This window comes from Brevibacterium sp. BDJS002, assembly GCF_028201555.1.
In the GTDB taxonomy this organism is placed as follows: domain Bacteria; phylum Actinomycetota; class Actinomycetes; order Actinomycetales; family Brevibacteriaceae; genus Brevibacterium; species Brevibacterium aurantiacum.
In genome coordinates this window covers 1,839,614-1,857,044 of the sequence record NZ_CP116392.1, presented here as the reverse complement: position 1 = coordinate 1,857,044, position 17,431 = coordinate 1,839,614, and the positions used below count along the sequence as shown (strand labels likewise).

Here is a 17,431-nt window from a genome sequence, read left to right as displayed (position 1 = left end):
GGTGGTGTCCGTTTCAATCTTCCGAAAACGCTGCTGTGGGGATCACAGAGTGATCCCCACAGCAGCTGGGGGTGAAGGAGAACCGACCGCGTCAGTCGCGGATCAGTTGGTCTCCCACTCCCAGTAGTTCCAGAACATGGTTGGTGACACGGCCGTGGACTTCACGTTCTTGACCTTGTCGCGGTAGATCGTCAGCTCAGGGAACTGGAAGATCGGTGCACCGAAGGCGTCCTCGCTCAGCTGCTTCTCCATGTCGACGAGCAGCTTCTCCTGATCCTCTTCCTTGGATACGAGGAGCTTGTCGAGGATCTTGTCCATCTTCTTGCTCGAGTAGCCGCCGTAGTTGTTCTGAGCGCCGGTGCGGAAGTTCGCATCGTTCTCAGTCACGCCGGTGCCCTCGGACTGCCAGCCGAACAACGAGACATCGTAGGTGCCGTCGCCGAGGCGGGTACCCCAGTTGACGTCTCCGACATCTTCGATCTTGAAGCCGGCCTTCTCGGCCGATTCCTTGATCAGCTGGAACTCCTGCTGACGGCGCGAGTTCGTGTTGTCGTACATCACGCGAACCTTGGGCGCGTCTGCGCCGGCATCCTTGAGGAGCTTCTTCGCTGCGTCGATATCGACATCGGTGGCGTCGGCAACGCCGTTTTCCTTGGTGATCGCGTCGTACATCGGCGAACCGGGAACCTGCGAGTAGGAGTCGCGGGTGACGGCCTTGTCGTTGAGCGGCTTGATGATCTTCTCGACGATGTCCTTACGGGGAACGGTCTTGAGGAACGCCTGGCGAACCTTCTTGGCCTTCTCCTCGTCGCCGCCGTGGGCCTCGGGGTCGAAGGGACCCTTGTTGTCGAAGGTGAAGTCCACGTGCTCGTAGGTCGCACCGTCAGCCGCGTCGACGGTGACGCCGTCGAGGTCTTCAGCTGCAGAGAGGACGTCTGCCGTGGCCTGTGGCTGGGTCATGTCGACCTCGCCGTTTTCGATGGCCTGGATCATGGCCATCGGATCGCCGTTGTAGCGAACCGTGACGGTGTCGACCTTCGGCTTGACCGGACCTGTGTACTTGTCGTCGAGTTCGAGAGTGACGTACTGGCCCTCTTCGAACTTGGTCATCTTGTACGGACCGTTGTGGACGAGGAGGTCCTTGTCCTTGGGCATCGAGGTGAAGTCGAAGCCCGTGTTCCACATGTTTGAGATCTTGGACAGCTTCTTGGTGTCCTTGTCCTTGATTGCGTCGAGGATGGCTTGCTTGCCCTTCGCCGCGTCGTCGACGCCGAGCGCCTTCTTCGCCACGATGTGGGCCGGGACACCGACTCCATCGGCACCGACGCCGAATTCGGTCTGCCAGTCGGCATAGGGCTTGGAGTAGGTGAGGGTGATCTCCTTGCCGTCTTCGGAGATCTCAGGGAAGTCCTTGACGAGTGCGGAACCAGCGGTGGATGAGTCGAAGTAGACGGTCTTCGCGTCGTTCTCCTTGACCGATCCGTCATCCGCGTTGTTCTGCTCGACGGTGTTGAAGTTCGCCGAGGTGCCGGCCCAGGTCAGAGCCAAGTCGGCGGCATCGACCGGGGTGCCATCGGACCATTTGGCGTCGTCATTGAAGGTGTACTTGACCTTCAGAGGGTCTTCGGAGACCTGCTCGACCTTACCCAGAGATCCGTCCTGGACCTCGAGCTCGCCGTCGTAGTACCCGAAGTTGTCATTCATCATGTAGGTGAGAATGGCGTTCGATGTGGCGTTGCCGTTAGCCGTCAATGTGTTCATCGAACGGAAGGATTCGTTCCATCCGATGTTGACGCTTGATTTCTCTGACGACTTCTCATCGTCTCCGCCGCCGGGGGGTGTGCACGCAGTGAGCACCATTGCTGCTGCGGCAACTGAGGCTCCGGCCGCGAGGAAGCGCTTGTTCACGTTCTCTCCTTGTTGTCATGAGGCTGTTTCGCCCTTGTAGCCACGCCCACAGGTCAGGGCGTGTTGCGCCCGATCAATCCCTGGTCGGGACTGTGAGCGCGTTCATGTTTTTCACATGGAATGCCTCAAAGTTAATTCACGCGACACTGTGACACAGTCCACATACTGAGCAAATTTCACAATCGTTACCGTTTCGAGACCAAGGAAACATGCACACAACGCGGAGTCTCAGTGGATAGGATGTTCAGGTGGTTAACAGTGAGATAGATCGCAATTCAGGGAACGAACAGCCGACGATCGTACGGACGACGAGCTCTACGGTGCTCTTCTTCGTCATCGCTGGGCTGTGCGTGATCGGCCTCGGGTCGATCGTCGTCGGAGACTTCACGGCTCGGGGCATGGCCGTGGCGGGCATCCCGATCGCCATCATCACCGTCGTCTACGCCCTCTACCGGTTTCCGCGCGTCGAGCTGCGGCACAAGGAGATCGCACTGATCAATCCGATGAAGTCAGTGCGCATCCCCTGGAATCTCGTCGACGGGTTCGACATCCACTTCGGACTCGGGGTGCGCACCCATGGGAAGGTCTTCTCCTCTTGGCCCCTGGCCAGCAAGGGTAAGAAGATGGAGAAGGACGAACACGGCATCCGCAGGCTGATGGACAATCCGAATCCTGCTGTCGACACCGTGCTCGACCGTCATTCCAAGCTCAGCGATGAGGAACTGTCGAACCCTCGCGGGGAACGCACGATCTCCAGCTCGTGGAACTTCGGCATCATCGCCGCGCTCGTGGTCGCCGTCATCTGGGCAGGCTTCGGCTTCGCGGCTCTGCCCAGCTGATCAGCCGCTTGAATGATCAGACAGTCGGCTTTTCAGCCGCCGCGACTGTTCACCAGCCGCGTTCGCGCCATTCGCTCAGCTTTGGACGCTCCGCGCCCAGCGTGGTGGCATCACCATGTCCGGGCAGCACCCGGGTCTCGTTAGGCAGCTGATCGAAGACGCGCTCTTCCAGATCGTCCATGAGCGAGGTGAAGTCCTCTGGTTTCCAGGTCTTGCCCGGTCCCCCGGGGAACAGCGAATCACCGGAGAACAGGATGGTCTCTCCCCCATCACGCAGCAGCAGAGCGATCGATCCGGGTGTGTGCCCGCGCAGGCCGATCGCCTGCAGGACGAACCCGCCGAAGTCGCCGACGTCGAGATGGTCGACGGAGCGTGCGATCTCGACCCCTTCGGCCGAGGTGATCGCCTCCGCGTCGGCGCTGCCGGCGATCGTCATCGCATCAGGGAATGCCGCCGAAGTGGCCGGCAGTGCCCGAATATGATCCCAATGCTGGTGAGTCGTGATGATCGCCTCCAGGATCGGTTCCGCGGAGGTGTCGTCACCGCCTGAGGCGATGAGTGCTGTGATCGCATCGGCATCGTCGGCGGCATCGATGAGCACCTGTGCCCCCGATTCCTTGGCGGTGATGAGGTAGACGTTGTTGGCCATGTCGGACACCGCAATGCTGCGGATGACGACGTGTTCGGTCTCGATTGTCTTCGTCATTATCAGTTCACCATGCTCCTCGTGTGTACTGCGGTGGATACGGTCCCGGTTCGACTCCGAGATCGTGGGCTGCTCTCTGTGGCCATGCCGGTTCGCGCAGAGCTGCTCTGGCCAGGAAGATCGCGTCTGCCTGTTCGGAGGCCAGGATCGTCTCCGCCTGTTCCGGATCGGTGATGAGGCCCACGGTTCCGGTGCTCACACCCTCTGCGCGGATCGCGGCCGACAGCGGCACCTGGTAGCCAGGACCGACGGGGACCTTGACGGGGAAGTTGCCTCCGGAGGAGACGTCGATGAGGTCGACGCCGCATTCGTTCAGGTCACGCGAGACCTCAACCGCCTCGGCGATGTCGAAGCCGCCTTCGCGCCACTCGCTGGCGGAGAGGCGGACGAAGACGGGCACGTCCTCCCCCACTGCGGCGCGCACGGCTTGGTAGGTCTCGATCAGAATTCGCGAACGTCCGGCTAGGTCTCCGCCGTACTCATCGGTGCGCACGTTTGACAGCGGAGACAGGAACGAATGGAGCAGGTAGCCGTGGGCGGCGTGAAGTTCGACGAGGTCGAATCCAGCATCGATGGCTCGAACGGCGGCCGCGGCGAAGGCCTCGACCACCTCGGCGATGTCGTCCTTCGTCATCTCTTCCGGGGCCTCATATCCGGGGTAGGCGACGGCACTGGCGCCGAGGGTCGGCCAGCCGCCCTCGGCCTCGGGCACGCTGCCCCGAGGATTGCCTTCGAAGGGACGGTATGTGCTCGCTTTGCGACCCGCGTGGGCCAACTGCACACCGATCCGACTGCCCTGCGAATGGACGAACTCGGTGATCGAGGACCAGGCGTCGGCCTGATCGTCATTCCAGATGCCGGCGTCCTGAGGCGAGATCCGCCCTTCAGGCAGGACAGCGGAGGCCTCGGTGAGAATGAGTCCGAACCCGCCCTGGGCACGGGCACCCAGGTGAACGAGGTGCCAGGTGCCGGGCACGCCGTCTTCGGACTCGCAGGAGTACTGGCACATCGGGGCCAGCCAGATGCGGTTGGCGATCTCGGTGCCGCGCATTGTCATAGGTGAGAAGAGATGAGTCATGTCGTCAGTCTGCCAAGGTTCCTCGTCGATCACAGCATGATGTTGAATACTGGTACGGCGAGTACGTAGACGGTGATCGTGATGAGGACGATTCCGATGACGTTGAGCCATAGTCCGCCCTTGACCATCTGCGCCACCGTCACGTAGCCCGAACCGTAGGCAACAGCGTTGGGTGGTGTTGCCACCGGAAGCATGAAGGCGCAGGTCGCAGCCAGGGCCACCGGAATGGTGAGAAGCAGCGGGTCGAGGTCGAGCCCCATCGCCACGCCGCCGACAACGGGAACGAAGGTGGCTGCGGTCGCGGTGTTCGAGGTCAGCTCCGTGAGGAACAGGATGATCGTGGCGAAGATCGCGACAACGAAGACTGTCGGCAGTACTCCCAGACCGCTCGTGGATTTGCCGATCCATTCGGTCAGTCCCGAGGAGGAGAACTGTGCAGACAAGGCCAGGCCGCCGCCGAAGAGAAGTAACACACCCCAGGGCAGCTTCTCCGCGGTGTCCCAGTCGAGGAGGCGGACTCCGCGATTGGCTCCTCCGGGAATGAGGAAGAGGAGGAGGCCGATGACCATGGCGATGCCCTCATCGCTGATCGGTGGCTCCTCGAAGATCAGCGGCAGGGAGATCCAGCTGACCGCGGCGAGGACGAACATGCCCAGCACCAGCTTTTCCCCGGTCGACATCGGTCCGAGCTTCTCCAATTCCTCGCGGATGAGCTCGCGACCCCCTGGGATCTCATCGATCTCGGGTTTGAACAGGACCTTGACGAGGAGGAACCAGGCGATGACCATCATCACGATCGCCAGCGGCACACCGACGAGCATCCACTGACCGAAGCCGATGGAGATGTCGTGGTTGTCCTTGAGATAGCCGACGAGGAAGAGATTCGGCGGTGTGCCGATGATGGTGCCGAGAGACCCGATGGAGGCGGAATAGGCGATGCCGAGCATGAGCGCCGTGCCGAAGTTGGACTTCACCACCGCCCCGAGGCCGGAGTCGTCCTCCCCTGTCTCTGGCACCTCGGCGGCCGAATCCGCGGTATCGGAGTCCGCGGTTTCTGCCGCATCGGTGATGGCGCCGCCGACGACTTTGCTCACGATCATCAGCACCGAGATACCGATGGGCAGCATCATCACCGCTGTGGCGGTGTTCGAGACCCACATGGAGACGAATCCGGTGGCGATCATGAAGCCCGCAATCATCGGTCCCGGCTTGTTGCCCATGATGGACAGGGTGATGAGGGCGATTCGCCGGTGCAGGTTCCAACGCTGCATGGCTAAAGCGATGAGGAAACCGCCGAGGAACAGGAAGATGATCGGGTTTCCGTAGGAGGCACCGACAGTGTCCATCTCGACCTCGGTGCCGAATACGGGGAAAGCCACAAGCGGCAGCAGGGAGGTGGCAGGGATCGGCAGTGCCTCGGTCATCCACCACACCGCCATGAGCACAGCAACGGCGGCCGTCAGCTTCGCGCCGTGTTCGACCCCGTCCGGCATGATCGCGTAGACGAGGGTCGACAGGATGAGCCCGAGGAGGAAGCCGGTCCAGCGGATGCGCACCGTCTGTCTGGACAGCCCAGGCGCTCTCTCACCGGGTGACAGTTCGCGGAGGTCGGTCGAGGTCTCGCTTCGTGAGTGCTGTTCCTGAGTCATCTGCGCTCCTCATTGAGCAAGGTCGGATGCTGGGGACTACATCTACACCCTACTCAAAAATGCCTCGATGTGGTCGAAGACGATGTCCGGGTGTTCGGCCATGGGCAGGTGGGCCGCGTCGGGGATGACGACGATCGTGGAGTCAGGCACCTGTGCAGAGAGGTCGGTCATCGCTTCCGGGGTGGAGCCGGGATCCTGTGCTCCGGCGATGAACAGGGTCGGTGTGGTGATCGCCTCGAGTCGGCCGGTCAGGTCGTACTGGGTCAGCGCCCGCGCGCAGGCGAGGTAGGCGGCATCGTCGACCATGGCGAGATCGGTGAGGATCGCGGGTCCCGATGAGATGTCCTCGGTGAGGAAGCCCGCAGCGAACCACCGGTCGGCGGTGTCGTCGAGCTGACCGCGTGTGCCGTCCTCCTCGACGTCCTTGATGCGTTCGGCCCAGGTTTCGGCGGTGCCGAATTTCGCTGCTGTCGAGCAGGCGACGAGGCCGTTCAGAGAGTCGGGGTGATCGAGCGCGAGGGTCAGGCCGATGCCGCCGGAAATCGATACTCCGCAGTAGGTGAATTTCTCCACACCCAGTTCAGCCAGACTGGTGACGAGTCCGGCGGCGAGGTCGGGGACTGTGAAGTCGCCACCGTCATCGGTCCGAGGATGTGTGTGGCCGGGCAGGTCGGAGAGGTAGATCTGATAGTCGTCGGCCAGCCGAGCCGCGACCGCCGCCCACAGGGAGACTCGCGTACCGAGGGCGTTTCCGAAGACGATGGCCGGTGAACCCGGATTGTCGTTGAGGGGGTGGACTGCAATGCGCAAGAGTGCTCCTAGCGAGGTTCGAGATCAGATGAGATGTTCGAGGTCAGGAGTGCTGTCGGAAGGTCAGGAGACCACCGCACTCAGCCTACCGCCCGAGTACTGGAGATAACAGCGTGGGCACAGTGATTCATAGGTCACGGCATTGCCGTCGATAGCCACCTGATCACCGTCGAAGATGAACTGGCCATCGACGAGGCGTCCGTTGAACATGGCCTTGCGGCCGCACCTGCAGATGGTCTTCAGCTCTTCCAGAGTGTGAGCAATCTCAAGCAATCGGGCAGAACCAGGGAATGCCCTGGTGCGGAAGTCGGTGCGGATTCCGTAGCACATCACCGGCACCGAGATAGCAGTGGCGATGCGCATGAGCGAATCGACTTGGAGCGGTTCGAGGAACTGGGCCTCGTCGATGAGCAGGCAGGCCACGCTTGCCTTAGGGGTGTCGATGGATTCCAGCAGAGCATCATGATCGACGTAGTCGGCGTGTTCGCGGTAGATGGTCTCAACGTCAGAGCCGGCGGGGATGAGGAAGTCGACTTCGCGGGTGACACCGAGCCGCGAGACGATCTCGCCAGCACCCTTCGTGTCGATGTGGGGTTTGGCCAGCAGCACTCGCTGGCCGCGCTCCTCGTAGTTGAAGGCGGCCTGCAGCAGAGCGGTCGACTTTCCGGAATTCATCGCCCCGTAACGGAAGTAGAGCTTTGCCACCTTCGTCCTCTCTGAGTCGTTCGTGATGATTTTGCTGTTGTTCGTAATGGGTGTCCTGTGGTGTGTGACGAAACAGAACCCTACCGGGAAGCTGAGCGCATCCGGGTCAACGGTAGGATGGTGAGGTCAAACCCCGAGACGATGTGGAGTAGTCCATCACCATGGCCAAAATCATTTATACGCGCACCGATGAAGCGCCTCTTCTGGCGACATACTCGCTCAAGCCGATCATCGAGGCCTTCGCCACCTCGGCGGGCGTCGAGGTCGAGACCCGAGACATCTCTCTGGCCGCGCGTGTACTGGCACAGTTCACTGATCGCCTCCCCGAAGATCAGCAGGTCGCTGATTCCCTGGCCGAGCTGGGCGAGCTGGCCAAGAAGCCTGAAGCCAACATCATCAAGCTGCCCAATATCTCGGCGTCCGTCCCCCAGCTCAAGGCCACCATCGCCGAGCTCCAGTCACAGGGCTACGAACTGCCCGACTACCCGGACGAGCCATCGACCGATGAGGAACGCGACGCCAAGGCTCGCTACGACAAGGTCAAGGGCTCAGCCGTCAACCCCGTCCTGCGTGAGGGCAACTCCGATCGTCGTGCCCCGCAGGCCGTGAAGAACTTCGCGAAGGCCCACCCGCACTCGATGGGTGACTGGTCCGCTGATTCGAAGACCAATGTGGCCACCATGGCTGCCGGTGACTTCCGCGACAACGAGAAGTCAGTCGTCATCCCGGCCGATGACACCCTGCAGATCCGTCTGCGTCCCGCCTCGGGCGAGACCGTTGTCCTCAAGGAATCTCTGCCTGTCCTCGCCGATGAGGTCATCGACGCCACCAAGATGGACGTCGCAGAACTCCACAAGTTCCTCAAGGCGCAGATCGTACGCGCCAAGGAGGAGGGAACCCTCTTCTCCGTCCACCTCAAGGCGACCATGATGAAGGTCTCCGACCCGATTCTCTTCGGCCACGTCATCGAGGCGTTCTTCCCCGAGGTCTACGCCGAATACGGTGTTGCCCTCGCCGAGGCGGGCCTGACCTCCGACAACGGACTGGCCGCCATCCTCGGCGGACTCGACGCCCTCCCGGCCGATGTGGCCAAGGGTGTCAAGGACGGAATCGAGAAGGGCATCGCCGAGGGCCCCTCCTTGGCCATGGTCAACTCAGATAAGGGAATCACGAACCTGCACGTGCCCTCCGACGTGATCGTTGATGCTTCGATGCCCGCGATGATCCGCGTCGGCGGCAAAATGTGGAACAAGGACGACGCGACCCAGGACGCCCTGGCCGTCATCCCCGACTCCTCCTACGCCGGTGTCTACCAGACCGTGATCGAGGACTGCCGCGCCAACGGTGCCTTCGATCCGACCACGATGGGCACCGTCCCCAACGTCGGACTCATGGCGCAGAAGGCCGAAGAATACGGCAGCCACGACAAGACCTTTGAGATCGCCCAGGACGGCGTCGTCGAGGTCGTCAACTCTGCCGGTGAGGTCATCCTGTCCCACAAGGTCGCCGCCGGTGACATCTGGCGCGCTTGCCAGACCAAGGACATCCCGGTCCGCGACTGGGTCAAGCTGGCCGTCACCCGTGCCCGTCTCTCCGAGACCCCTGCCGTGTTCTGGCTCGATGAGACCCGCGCCCATGACCGCAACCTGCGGGCCAAGGTCGAGGCCTACCTCGGCGATCACGACACCGAAGGTCTCGACATCCGCATCATGAACCCGGTCGAGGCGACTCAGTTCTCGATCGATCGCATTCGTCAGGGCAAGGACACCATCTCGGTGACCGGCAACGTGCTGCGCGACTACAACACCGACCTGTTCCCGATCCTGGAACTGGGCACCTCGGCGAAGATGCTCTCCGTGGTTCCGCTCATCGCCGGCGGCGGTCTGTTCGAAACCGGTGCCGGTGGTTCGGCTCCGAAGCACGTTCAGCAGCTGGTGGAAGAGAACCACCTGCGCTGGGACTCACTCGGTGAGTTCCTCGCCCTGGCCGAATCGTTCCGTCACGAGTTCAACGTCCACGGCAACGCCCGTGCCGGTGTGCTCGCCGATACACTCGATGCAGCGACCGGCAAGTTCCTCGAAGAGAACAAGTCGCCTTCGCGCAAGGTCGGCGAGATCGACAACCGCGGCAGCCACTTCTTCCTGACCCTCTACTGGGCACAGAACCTGGCCGAGCAGACGACGGACGAACCGCTGTCCGAGGCCATCAAGCCTGTTGCCGAGGCTCTGGAGACCAACGCTGAGAAGATCTCGTCCGAACTCCTCCAAGTCCAGGGCAGCCCGGTCGATCTGGGTGGCTACTACTACCCGGAAGAGGCCAAGCTCGACGCGGCCATGCGCCCCTCGGCCACGCTCAACGAGATCATCTCCACCCTGAGCGCCAAGGTCTGATCTCAGGTCTGATCTGACCAGCACACGTCTCTGATCTCACATCTTCAGGTCAGAGACTGCAACACCACACTCATGCGCCCATCAGCGACTATGATGGGCGCATGAGTACTCAAGACCCACGTGGCGAATCACAGACGCCCGACGAGCTGCTGGCCGAGACGCAGTCCGTGCTCGGCGACGAGGATCCGGCGACCGGCAACACCCGCGAGGTCGCACCGACTCAGCAGGTGGATCCGACGCAGCGCATCGACCCCGCACAGCAGACCGAACCTGAGCAGCGCCAGGAGCCGACTCCTGCAGGCAAGGATGCCGAACTGGCTCAGCTCAAGGGCGGGTCCGGCATGTCGGCGGGAATGTGGGCGTCGCTCATCCTCGGTGCCGCCATCGTCGTGCTCCTGCTCATCTTCATCCTGCAGAACAACGTCCCCGCCGAATTCCAGTACTTCGGTTGGCAGTTCCAGCTGCCGCTGGGCGTTGCCATGCTCTTCGCCGCAATCGGCGGCATCTTCATCGCCGGCATCATCGGATCCGTGCGCATCTTCGTGCTCAACCGCAAGCTGAAGAAGATTTCGAAGGCTCTGGGCCGCTGATACATGGAGTCCCACCCCGGTTTCACCCTCCTGCCCACCCAGCTCGATTCGACCATCGTCCTCGCCGACACTGACGCCGAGGCCGAATGGGCGCGCATCGATCTCTCCTCGCTGACGAAGCAGGAGATGAACTATGCGACGGAGTTCGAACCCGATGCGGCAGCCACTTGGGCTGCCGGTCGGGTCATTCTCCGCCATGTTCTCGGCACGCATCTGGACCGCGACCCCGCCGGCATCGAGATTCGTCTCGACTCTGCGGGCAAGCCCCGGGTCGAGGAATGCGAATTCTCCGTCACCAGAGCCAGGCGACTGGTCCTGGTCGCCGTTGCCGATGATCCCATAGGGGTCGATCTCGAGGCCGTGCCCGAACACGCGGTTGCCGCCGAGGCGATGTCGCTGCTGCACCCGAAGGAGCGAGCCGAGCTCGAGCAGGTGCCAGCATCTGAGCTGGCGACCGACTTCGTCCGTGTGTGGGCCCGCAAAGAGGCCTTCCTCAAGGCTCTGAGCACAGGCTTGGCCCGCGATCCCGGCATGGACTACATCGGAGCCGGAACCGCACCGAACTCCCCGCACCCCGACGTCGAGATCTTTGACCTGGAATCGGGTCTGCCCGAGGGATACCACGCGGCCATCGCGTTCAACCGCTGACAGCCACTCTCAGTCGCTCGCCGGTGTGGACCCACCGGATGCCTCGTCCTCGGCGAAATCGGGGCCATTGGCCCCGGTGGTGAACACGATGGCGATGGCCAAGGAGCCGAGAGCCGTGTAGCCGAACCAGACGAGGCCCGCCGCCGGACTTCCGACAAGGGCGAGGATCACGGCGATGATCGTCGACACCACCCAGAGCGAATCGAATATCGCCAGGTACTTCACATAGCGCTTCTCACCTCTGCGGGCGCCATAGGAGATCTCCGTGGCAGCGCTGAGGAAGAGCAGGACGATTGCCGTGATCGCCAACCACCTGGGTGCCAGCAGAAACGATTCGACCGCGGGAAGAAACGCGCAGAGTGCGACCGCGACGAGCAGTTTGAACACGCCATCGGCGACGAACCCGAATTTCATCATGCTCCGATCCTACTCAACCGACCCTGTACGAAAGTCACCGGTGGTCGGCCTCACTGAGCATTGACTGCACCGTCTCCAGCGCCTGACGCAGCACGGTCGCTTCGACGTTGGAGTGGGCGATGACGATTCCGTGCCGGACATCACTGTCGGCACTCCAACCGGCCGCCAACGATGCCACGAGGATTCCGCGCTCGGCCAGGTCGGTGCGCAGCCGTGCTGCCGTGTGCGCGCTCGTCTCGATGACGAGGGTGCGACCTTCGTGGACAAGACCGGGAACCTCACCGATCTGGGCCAGGACCGCCTCGGCGGCTCTGATCCTGCGTCGACCCCGGGAGATTCTGCGGCGCAGCCCTCCCGAGGTGAGATAGGCCGCGATCGCGGACTGCATGACCGGGGAGAACGCCGGCCCCAAGGCGGTGCGCATCCGGCTCAAGCGCTTCCCCAGCTCCCCGTGGGCGATGATGTACCCGGTGGACACGGCCGAGGTCAGCAGAGTCGAAAACGTGCCGATGTGGACCACCTGGGCGGGGGCATCGGTCGATACCGCGAGGTCGTAGAGAGTCGGCACCACGGTGCGGGCGTACCGGGCCTCGCTGTCGTAGTCGTCCTCGATGACGATGACGCCGGCGGCCTGTGCCCATTCCAGGAGTCTGACCCGCTGGTCGATGGGCATCGTGGTTCCGTGCGGAAACTGATGGTTGGGAGTCACCACGACCGCGCCGAGGTGGGCAGAAGCGGCACCGGAGAGGTGCGCCGTGTCGATGGGGATGAGTTCACGATCGGTCATTGCCTGTCGCAGGCCTGGAAACCCTGGGTTCTCAACGCCGATGGCGCCGTCAACGCCCGTTGTCAGGAGCAGGCGCAGCCCGTCTCTCGATCCGCTGGTGAGGATGATGTCGTCGGGATCGACGCTCATCCCCCGAGTCAGGCGCAGGTGATCAGCGATCGCCCACCTGGCCTGCGGTTGTCCCAGCGCATCGATCGGACCGGGATCGAGGTCGAGGGAATCACGCCAGGCTCTCCGGAAGGCCGGTTCCTGCAATGGGTTGTCACCTCCGAACCCGGGACGCAGGTCGACGAAGCTGCGCAGCCGGCGCCGGGGCACCTGGGGCGGACGGCTCTGTGGCCCGGACGCTCGCGGAGTGCTCGGCAGCTCCGGGTTCACCCGTGTGGCCGAGCGCTCGGCAGTGATGAGAAAACCCTCGACGACGAGCTGGGCGTAGGCGGTCTCGACAGTCCCCCGGGAGACATGAAGATGGGCAGCCAGGCGTCTGCTGGCGGGCACCGGCTCTCCCGGGCGCACGGCCCCGGCAGCGATGAGTCGTCTGATCTCGGCCACCAGCTGATCCGGCAGCGGAGTCGACGTCTCGCGGTCGATCGCGATGGACAGTGCGATCCCGTCGGCCCGCGGCAGGACCACGTCTGGTGGGGCGGCTGCGGGGTGCGTCGGCTGAGCTGGAGACATGACACGATCATACTGGCCTAAAACTTTTCATACTTTCTGGCACTCTTCTTGGGCCACCGGTCGTTCTAGTCTTGTGGTGAACGGCCGTTCTCACCAATCAATTCGCCTCCATCAGGCACACCTCGAACGGAAAGCACCACACCAATGACTCAGACACAGACCCTGCTCAACACCGGCTTGGCACAGATGCTCAAGGGCGGCGTCATCATGGACGTCGTCAACGAGGAGCAGGCCCGCATCGCGGAGGCCGCCGGCGCCTCGGCGGTCATGGCGCTCGAACGCGTCCCCGCGGACATCCGCGCTCAGGGCGGAGTGGCCCGGATGAGCGACCCCGACCTCATCGACGGCATCACGGCCGCCGTGTCGATTCCCGTCATGGCCAAGGCCCGGATCGGACATTTCGTCGAGGCACAGATCCTCGAGACCCTCGGTGTGGACTACATCGACGAATCGGAGGTCCTCTCCCCCGCCGACTACGTCAATCACATCGACAAGTCCGTCTTCAAGGTTCCCTTCGTCTGTGGTGCGACCAACCTCGGCGAGGCCCTGCGCCGCATCACAGAGGGCGCATCGATGATCCGCTCGAAGGGTGAGGCCGGCACCGGCGACGTCTCCGAGGCGATGCGCCATCTGCGGACCATCAACTCCGAGATCAGGGCGCTGGGAGCCAAGAGCGAAGACGAGCTCTATGTTGCTGCGAAGGAGATTGCAGCCCCGTACCAGCTGGTCAAGCAGGTCGCAGGCCTCGGACGTCTGCCCGTCGTGACCTTCGTTGCCGGCGGCATCGCCACTCCCGCCGACGCGGCCATGATGATGCAGCTCGGCGCTGACGGCGTCTTCGTCGGTTCCGGCATCTTCAAGTCCGGCAACCCTGAGGCACGAGCCAAGGCCATCGTCGAGGCGACCACTCACTTCGACGATCCCATCGCCGTTGCGAAGGCCTCACGTGGGCTCGGCGATGCGATGGTCGGCATCAATGTCACCGACGTCGCTGCACCCCACCGCCTGGCAGAGCGCGGCTGGTGAGAGTCGGCGTCCTCAGCCTCCAGGGAGCCTTTCGCGAGCACCTCGGCGTGCTCGACTCCCTGGGGGTCAGCTCCAGCAAGGTCACGAGGCCCGAGCACCTTGATTCCATCGATTCGCTCATCGTGCCCGGAGGCGAGTCATCGGCCATGGTCCGCATTGCCGCCGGATCCGGACTCTTCCCCACACTCAGTGACAAGATCCAGTCCGGTCTGCCGATCTTCGGCACGTGTGCGGGACTCATCCTCCTCGCCGATCGACTCACGGATGATTCGCTGGACGGCTTCGACCGCCTCGGCGGGCTCGATATCACGGTGGCCCGCAACGCCTACGGCAGGCAGCGTGAGTCCTTCAGCACCCCCGTCCATGTGAGCGGGTTCGCCGAAGACTTCGAAGCCACCTTCATCCGTGCTCCGCAGATCATGGAACACGGGGATGATGTCGAGGTCCTCGCGGAGCACGACGGTTCACCGGTGCTGGTGCGGCAGGGCAATATCTGGGGCGGCAGCTTCCACCCGGAACTCGGTGCCGATACCAGGATCCACAGAGAATTCCTGCACAGCCCCAGCGTGACCGTGTAAAGATTGAACCATGACAAACGAGACGCTGCAGAAACTCAAGTCCGGATACACCTTCGATGCTCCGACACTGCAATTGGGGGTGGCGCTGAACGAGGATGAGCCCGACAAGGACACCCCGATCTCGATCCCGCTGTCGATGCTCAACCGGCACGGTCTGGTTGCCGGAGCAACGGGCACCGGCAAGACCGTGACCCTGCAGGTCCTGGCCGAACAGCTCTCCCGCGCCGGTGTTCCGGTCTTCGCCTCTGACATCAAGGGCGACCTCTCGGGCATCGGTGCCGCGGGCAAACCTTCCGACAAGTTGAGCAAGCGTCTCGAGGCCTCGGGGCAGGAGTGGAATGCCTCGGCCAACCCCACCGAGTTCTACACCTTGGGAGATTCGGGACTGGGGACTCCGCTGCGGGCCACGGTCACCTCGTTCGGACCGATCCTGCTGTCGAAGGTCCTCGAGCTCAATGACACGCAGGAATCCGTGCTTTCGCTGGTCTTCCACTACGCCGACACCGCCGGGCTTGCGCTCCTCGATCTCTCCGACCTGCGGGCCGTGCTGAACTTCCTCACCTCTGATGAGGGCAAGGCCGATCTCGAGGACATCGGTGGGGCGTCGAAGGCCACCGTCGGCGTCATCCTGCGCAAGATCTCCGAACTCTCCGCACAGGGCGGCGATGTCTTCTTCGGCGAACCCGAGTTCGACACCGCGGACCTGCTGCGCCTCGACGACAATGGGGCCGGCATCATCTCGGTCCTCGAATTGCAGAAGCTCAATCAGTCACCGGCACTGTTCTCCACGTTCCTGATGTGGCTGCTGGCCGACCTGTTCCAGGATCTGCCGGAGGTCGGCGATGCCGACAAGCCCTCGCTCGTGTTCTTCTTCGACGAGGCCCATCTCCTCTTCGCCGATGCGTCGAAGGCGTTCCTGCAGTCGGTGACGCAGACCGTGCGTCTCATCCGGTCCAAGGGAGTCGGCGTCTTCTTCGTCACGCAGACACCGAAGGACGTGCCCGAAGATGTGCTCGCCCAATTGGGTTCGCGCATTCAGCATCAGCTGCGGGCGCATACTCCCAACGATGCCAAGGCTCTGAAGTCGACCGTGCAGACATTCCCGAAGTCCGACTACGATCTCGAATCGCTGCTGACGACGCTGGGCATCGGCGAGGCTGTCGTGACGGTGATGGACCCCGAGGGTGCACCCACGCCCGTGGCGCCCACGAGGATGCGCGCGCCCGAGTCGCAGATGGGTCCGATGTCCGAGGACGAGATCAAATCGGCCGTCGCGGCATCTTCGCAACACGAGAAGTACGGGACCGCCATCGACAATGAGTCGGCGCGTGAGATTCTCACGAAGCGCCTGGAGTCCGGCTCCGAGGCCCACGACGAGGAGCAGGCGGCCGGAAACAAGGTGGCGTTCCCCGAGGACTCGTCGCAGGGATCCCAGTCCGGATCAGGTTCACGGTCGGATTCTCGATCGAGCTCGGGGGCGGGCCAGAAGGAGGAGGACAGCATGTTCTCCAAGGTCGTGAAGTCCTCTGCGTTCAAGCAGTTCACTCGCACCGCAGTCCGAGAGATCACACGCGGAATCTTCGGAACCTCACGTCGTCGACGCTAATTCGCTGTGATGATCGTCAGTGCGGTCGTTCCGGCTCGCAGGTCCAGCCGACGGCAGTCCCCGATGAGGTCGCCGTCGAGTTGGACCGGAGCCGGATCATCAAGGGTGATGCTGGCTTCGGTCCCCTGCCAGTAGTGCATCGCTGCGTGAGCCGCCGGACGTCGGTTCACGCAGCTCCACCCGATGAGTGCCCATTCGCCGAGGCGGTCGCCGGGTTTCGTCGTGCTCAGCTCCACGGCGAGAAGCTCGAATTTCGCGGCGGTGGGCCTCGCGCGGTCGAACACCGGGATCGGGCCGGCTGGTCGTGCCGTCTTCGAGGCCATGACCGACCACACATAGTTCGCAGTCGTGGTCTCGAGCGGAAGCTCATTTGGCTGCGAATCCGACTCCGCCCCCGGGGCTGCATGTCCACCGGGGCTCTGCCTCGGTGGACCGGAGCTCTGAGGAGTGGTCAGGTGCGCACTGATCAATGGGGCGAAGAGTGCCCGTCCGGCGCCATAGGCATAGCCGAGAATTCCCCATCCGAGACCTGTCGGGAGTCGAGTGCGCCCGGAGACTGCCCGCGCGTCTCCCCCGATCCCAGCCAGCGACAGAAAATGCTCGCGTCGTGGGCCCGCCTCGGTGAAACAGTCAGCGACGTTGACGGGCACCCCGCAACGCGGTGCGAACGGTGAGTCCAAATACTTCTGGACCAGCTGCAGTGCCTGCCGAGTCGACCTGATCCCAAGGTGCCTGGACAGGACGTTTGCGGTTCCGGTCGGAATGATGAGGACAGGAACATTCGCCGACGCCAGCACCGGAGCACTCACACGCAGCGTGCCATCGCCGCCGAGGATGACGATGAGATCGGCACCCCAGTCAAGCAGCTTCGAGGCCTGCTCGACACCTGGCCACTGCTTTGTCGTTGTGGCACTGCGATACCTGGTGTGACTTCGTCTGATGATCTCGACAAGTTCGCTGTAGGCACGCATGGTGTGCCCGTGTTTGGGATTGATGAGGATTCCGACCTTCATCAC

Annotated in this window: 16 protein-coding genes; 7 read left to right on the top strand and 9 right to left on the bottom strand. The window is 63.0% G+C overall.

The genetic code is table 11. From position 1 onward, the window contains the following. Positions 1–102 precede the first annotated feature (102 nt). The gene (locus PGC08_RS08685; protein WP_271709969.1) at positions 103–1,908 is read right to left on the bottom strand and encodes an ABC transporter family substrate-binding protein; all 1,806 of its coding nucleotides are present in this window, start codon (positions 1,906–1,908) and stop codon (positions 103–105) included. A 248-nt stretch (positions 1,909–2,156) separates the two neighbouring features. On the opposite strand from PGC08_RS08685, the gene PGC08_RS08680 reads away from it, so the two are divergent. Continuing rightward, entirely contained in the window at positions 2,157–2,747 is a 591-nt protein-coding gene (locus PGC08_RS08680) for a hypothetical protein (protein ID WP_271709968.1), read from the top strand. 49 nt (positions 2,748–2,796) lie between these two features. Here the strand turns inward: PGC08_RS08680 and PGC08_RS08675 are convergent, their stop codons facing one another. From PGC08_RS08675 to PGC08_RS08655, 5 genes are all read right to left on the bottom strand, one after another. Beyond that, positions 2,797–3,453, bottom strand: coding sequence for an MBL fold metallo-hydrolase (locus PGC08_RS08675; RefSeq protein WP_009881692.1), 657 nt, complete (start codon positions 3,451–3,453; stop codon positions 2,797–2,799). A 7-nt stretch (positions 3,454–3,460) separates the two neighbouring features. Next, the gene (locus PGC08_RS08670) at positions 3,461–4,531 is read right to left on the bottom strand and encodes an NADH:flavin oxidoreductase/NADH oxidase (RefSeq protein ID WP_096158647.1); all 1,071 of its coding nucleotides are present in this window, start codon (positions 4,529–4,531) and stop codon (positions 3,461–3,463) included. A gap of 29 nt (positions 4,532–4,560) precedes the next feature. After that, the gene (locus PGC08_RS08665; protein ID WP_271709967.1) at positions 4,561–6,180 is read right to left on the bottom strand and encodes an SLC13 family permease; all 1,620 of its coding nucleotides are present in this window, start codon (positions 6,178–6,180) and stop codon (positions 4,561–4,563) included. A gap of 42 nt (positions 6,181–6,222) precedes the next feature. Then, positions 6,223–6,990: an alpha/beta fold hydrolase gene (locus PGC08_RS08660; RefSeq protein ID WP_009885009.1), complete on the bottom strand. Its 768-nt coding sequence runs from the start codon at positions 6,988–6,990 to the stop codon at positions 6,223–6,225. Positions 6,991–7,053: 63 nt separating this feature from the next. Beyond that, a complete protein-coding gene (locus tag PGC08_RS08655; protein WP_009885010.1) occupies positions 7,054–7,695 on the bottom strand; it encodes a thymidine kinase in 642 nt (213 codons plus the stop codon). A 161-nt stretch (positions 7,696–7,856) separates the two neighbouring features. Here PGC08_RS08655 and PGC08_RS08650 point away from each other — a divergent pair, with 161 nt between their 5' ends. The 3 genes from PGC08_RS08650 (at position 7,857) to PGC08_RS08640 (ending at position 11,323) form a co-directional block, all read left to right on the top strand. Beyond that, positions 7,857–10,085: an NADP-dependent isocitrate dehydrogenase gene (locus tag PGC08_RS08650; RefSeq protein ID WP_271709966.1), complete on the top strand. Its 2,229-nt coding sequence runs from the start codon at positions 7,857–7,859 to the stop codon at positions 10,083–10,085. Between the two features lie 101 nt (positions 10,086–10,186). Beyond that, the gene (locus tag PGC08_RS08645) at positions 10,187–10,675 is read left to right on the top strand and encodes a LapA family protein (protein ID WP_069599988.1); all 489 of its coding nucleotides are present in this window, start codon (positions 10,187–10,189) and stop codon (positions 10,673–10,675) included. A gap of 3 nt (positions 10,676–10,678) precedes the next feature. Next, positions 10,679–11,323, top strand: a complete 645-nt coding sequence (locus PGC08_RS08640) for a 4'-phosphopantetheinyl transferase family protein (RefSeq protein ID WP_009885013.1) — start codon at positions 10,679–10,681, stop codon at positions 11,321–11,323. A gap of 9 nt (positions 11,324–11,332) precedes the next feature. On the opposite strand, the gene PGC08_RS08635 is transcribed toward PGC08_RS08640, so the two are convergent. Next, positions 11,333–11,740: a hypothetical protein gene (locus PGC08_RS08635; protein WP_009885014.1), complete on the bottom strand. Its 408-nt coding sequence runs from the start codon at positions 11,738–11,740 to the stop codon at positions 11,333–11,335. Between the two features lie 34 nt (positions 11,741–11,774). Next, positions 11,775–13,205, bottom strand: coding sequence for a MocR-like pyridoxine biosynthesis transcription factor PdxR (pdxR, locus tag PGC08_RS08630; protein ID WP_009885015.1), 1,431 nt, complete (start codon positions 13,203–13,205; stop codon positions 11,775–11,777). Between the two features lie 144 nt (positions 13,206–13,349). Between pdxR and pdxS the strand changes: the two genes are divergently transcribed. Genes pdxS through PGC08_RS08615 form a run of 3 tightly spaced genes read left to right on the top strand, consistent with a single transcriptional unit; the run spans position 13,350 to position 16,415 of the window. After that, positions 13,350–14,231, top strand: a complete 882-nt coding sequence (gene pdxS / locus PGC08_RS08625; RefSeq protein WP_009885016.1) for a pyridoxal 5'-phosphate synthase lyase subunit PdxS — start codon at positions 13,350–13,352, stop codon at positions 14,229–14,231. Continuing rightward, positions 14,228–14,809, top strand: coding sequence for a pyridoxal 5'-phosphate synthase glutaminase subunit PdxT (gene pdxT / locus PGC08_RS08620; RefSeq protein ID WP_271709965.1), 582 nt, complete (start codon positions 14,228–14,230; stop codon positions 14,807–14,809). The genes pdxS and pdxT overlap by 4 nt, the downstream gene beginning before the upstream one ends. Before the next feature lie 10 nt (positions 14,810–14,819). Further along, on the top strand, positions 14,820–16,415 hold the full coding sequence (locus PGC08_RS08615; RefSeq protein ID WP_271709964.1) for a helicase HerA-like domain-containing protein: 1,596 nt from the start codon (positions 14,820–14,822) through the stop codon (positions 16,413–16,415). On the opposite strand, the gene PGC08_RS08610 is transcribed toward PGC08_RS08615, so the two are convergent. After that, entirely contained in the window at positions 16,412–17,428 is a 1,017-nt protein-coding gene (locus tag PGC08_RS08610) for a diacylglycerol/lipid kinase family protein (protein WP_271710056.1), read from the bottom strand. The genes PGC08_RS08615 and PGC08_RS08610 overlap by 4 nt on opposite strands. Between the last annotated feature and the right edge of the window lie 3 nt (positions 17,429–17,431).

Coding starts and splice junctions, on each gene's coding strand:
- PGC08_RS08675 (WP_009881692.1), bottom strand. CDS start 3,453: ATGACGAAGACAATCGAGACCGAACACGTCGTCATCCGCAGCATTGCG.
- PGC08_RS08670 (WP_096158647.1), bottom strand. CDS start 4,531: ATGACTCATCTCTTCTCACCTATGACAATGCGCGGCACCGAGATCGCC.
- PGC08_RS08665 (WP_271709967.1), bottom strand. CDS start 6,180: ATGACTCAGGAACAGCACTCACGAAGCGAGACCTCGACCGACCTCCGC.
- PGC08_RS08650 (WP_271709966.1), top strand. CDS start 7,857: ATGGCCAAAATCATTTATACGCGCACCGATGAAGCGCCTCTTCTGGCG.
- PGC08_RS08645 (WP_069599988.1), top strand. CDS start 10,187: ATGAGTACTCAAGACCCACGTGGCGAATCACAGACGCCCGACGAGCTG.
- PGC08_RS08640 (WP_009885013.1), top strand. CDS start 10,679: ATGGAGTCCCACCCCGGTTTCACCCTCCTGCCCACCCAGCTCGATTCG.
- PGC08_RS08635 (WP_009885014.1), bottom strand. CDS start 11,740: ATGATGAAATTCGGGTTCGTCGCCGATGGCGTGTTCAAACTGCTCGTC.
- pdxR (WP_009885015.1), bottom strand. CDS start 13,205: ATGTCTCCAGCTCAGCCGACGCACCCCGCAGCCGCCCCACCAGACGTG.
- pdxS (WP_009885016.1), top strand. CDS start 13,350: ATGACTCAGACACAGACCCTGCTCAACACCGGCTTGGCACAGATGCTC.
- PGC08_RS08615 (WP_271709964.1), top strand. CDS start 14,820: ATGACAAACGAGACGCTGCAGAAACTCAAGTCCGGATACACCTTCGAT.
- PGC08_RS08610 (WP_271710056.1), bottom strand. CDS start 17,428: ATGAAGGTCGGAATCCTCATCAATCCCAAACACGGGCACACCATGCGT.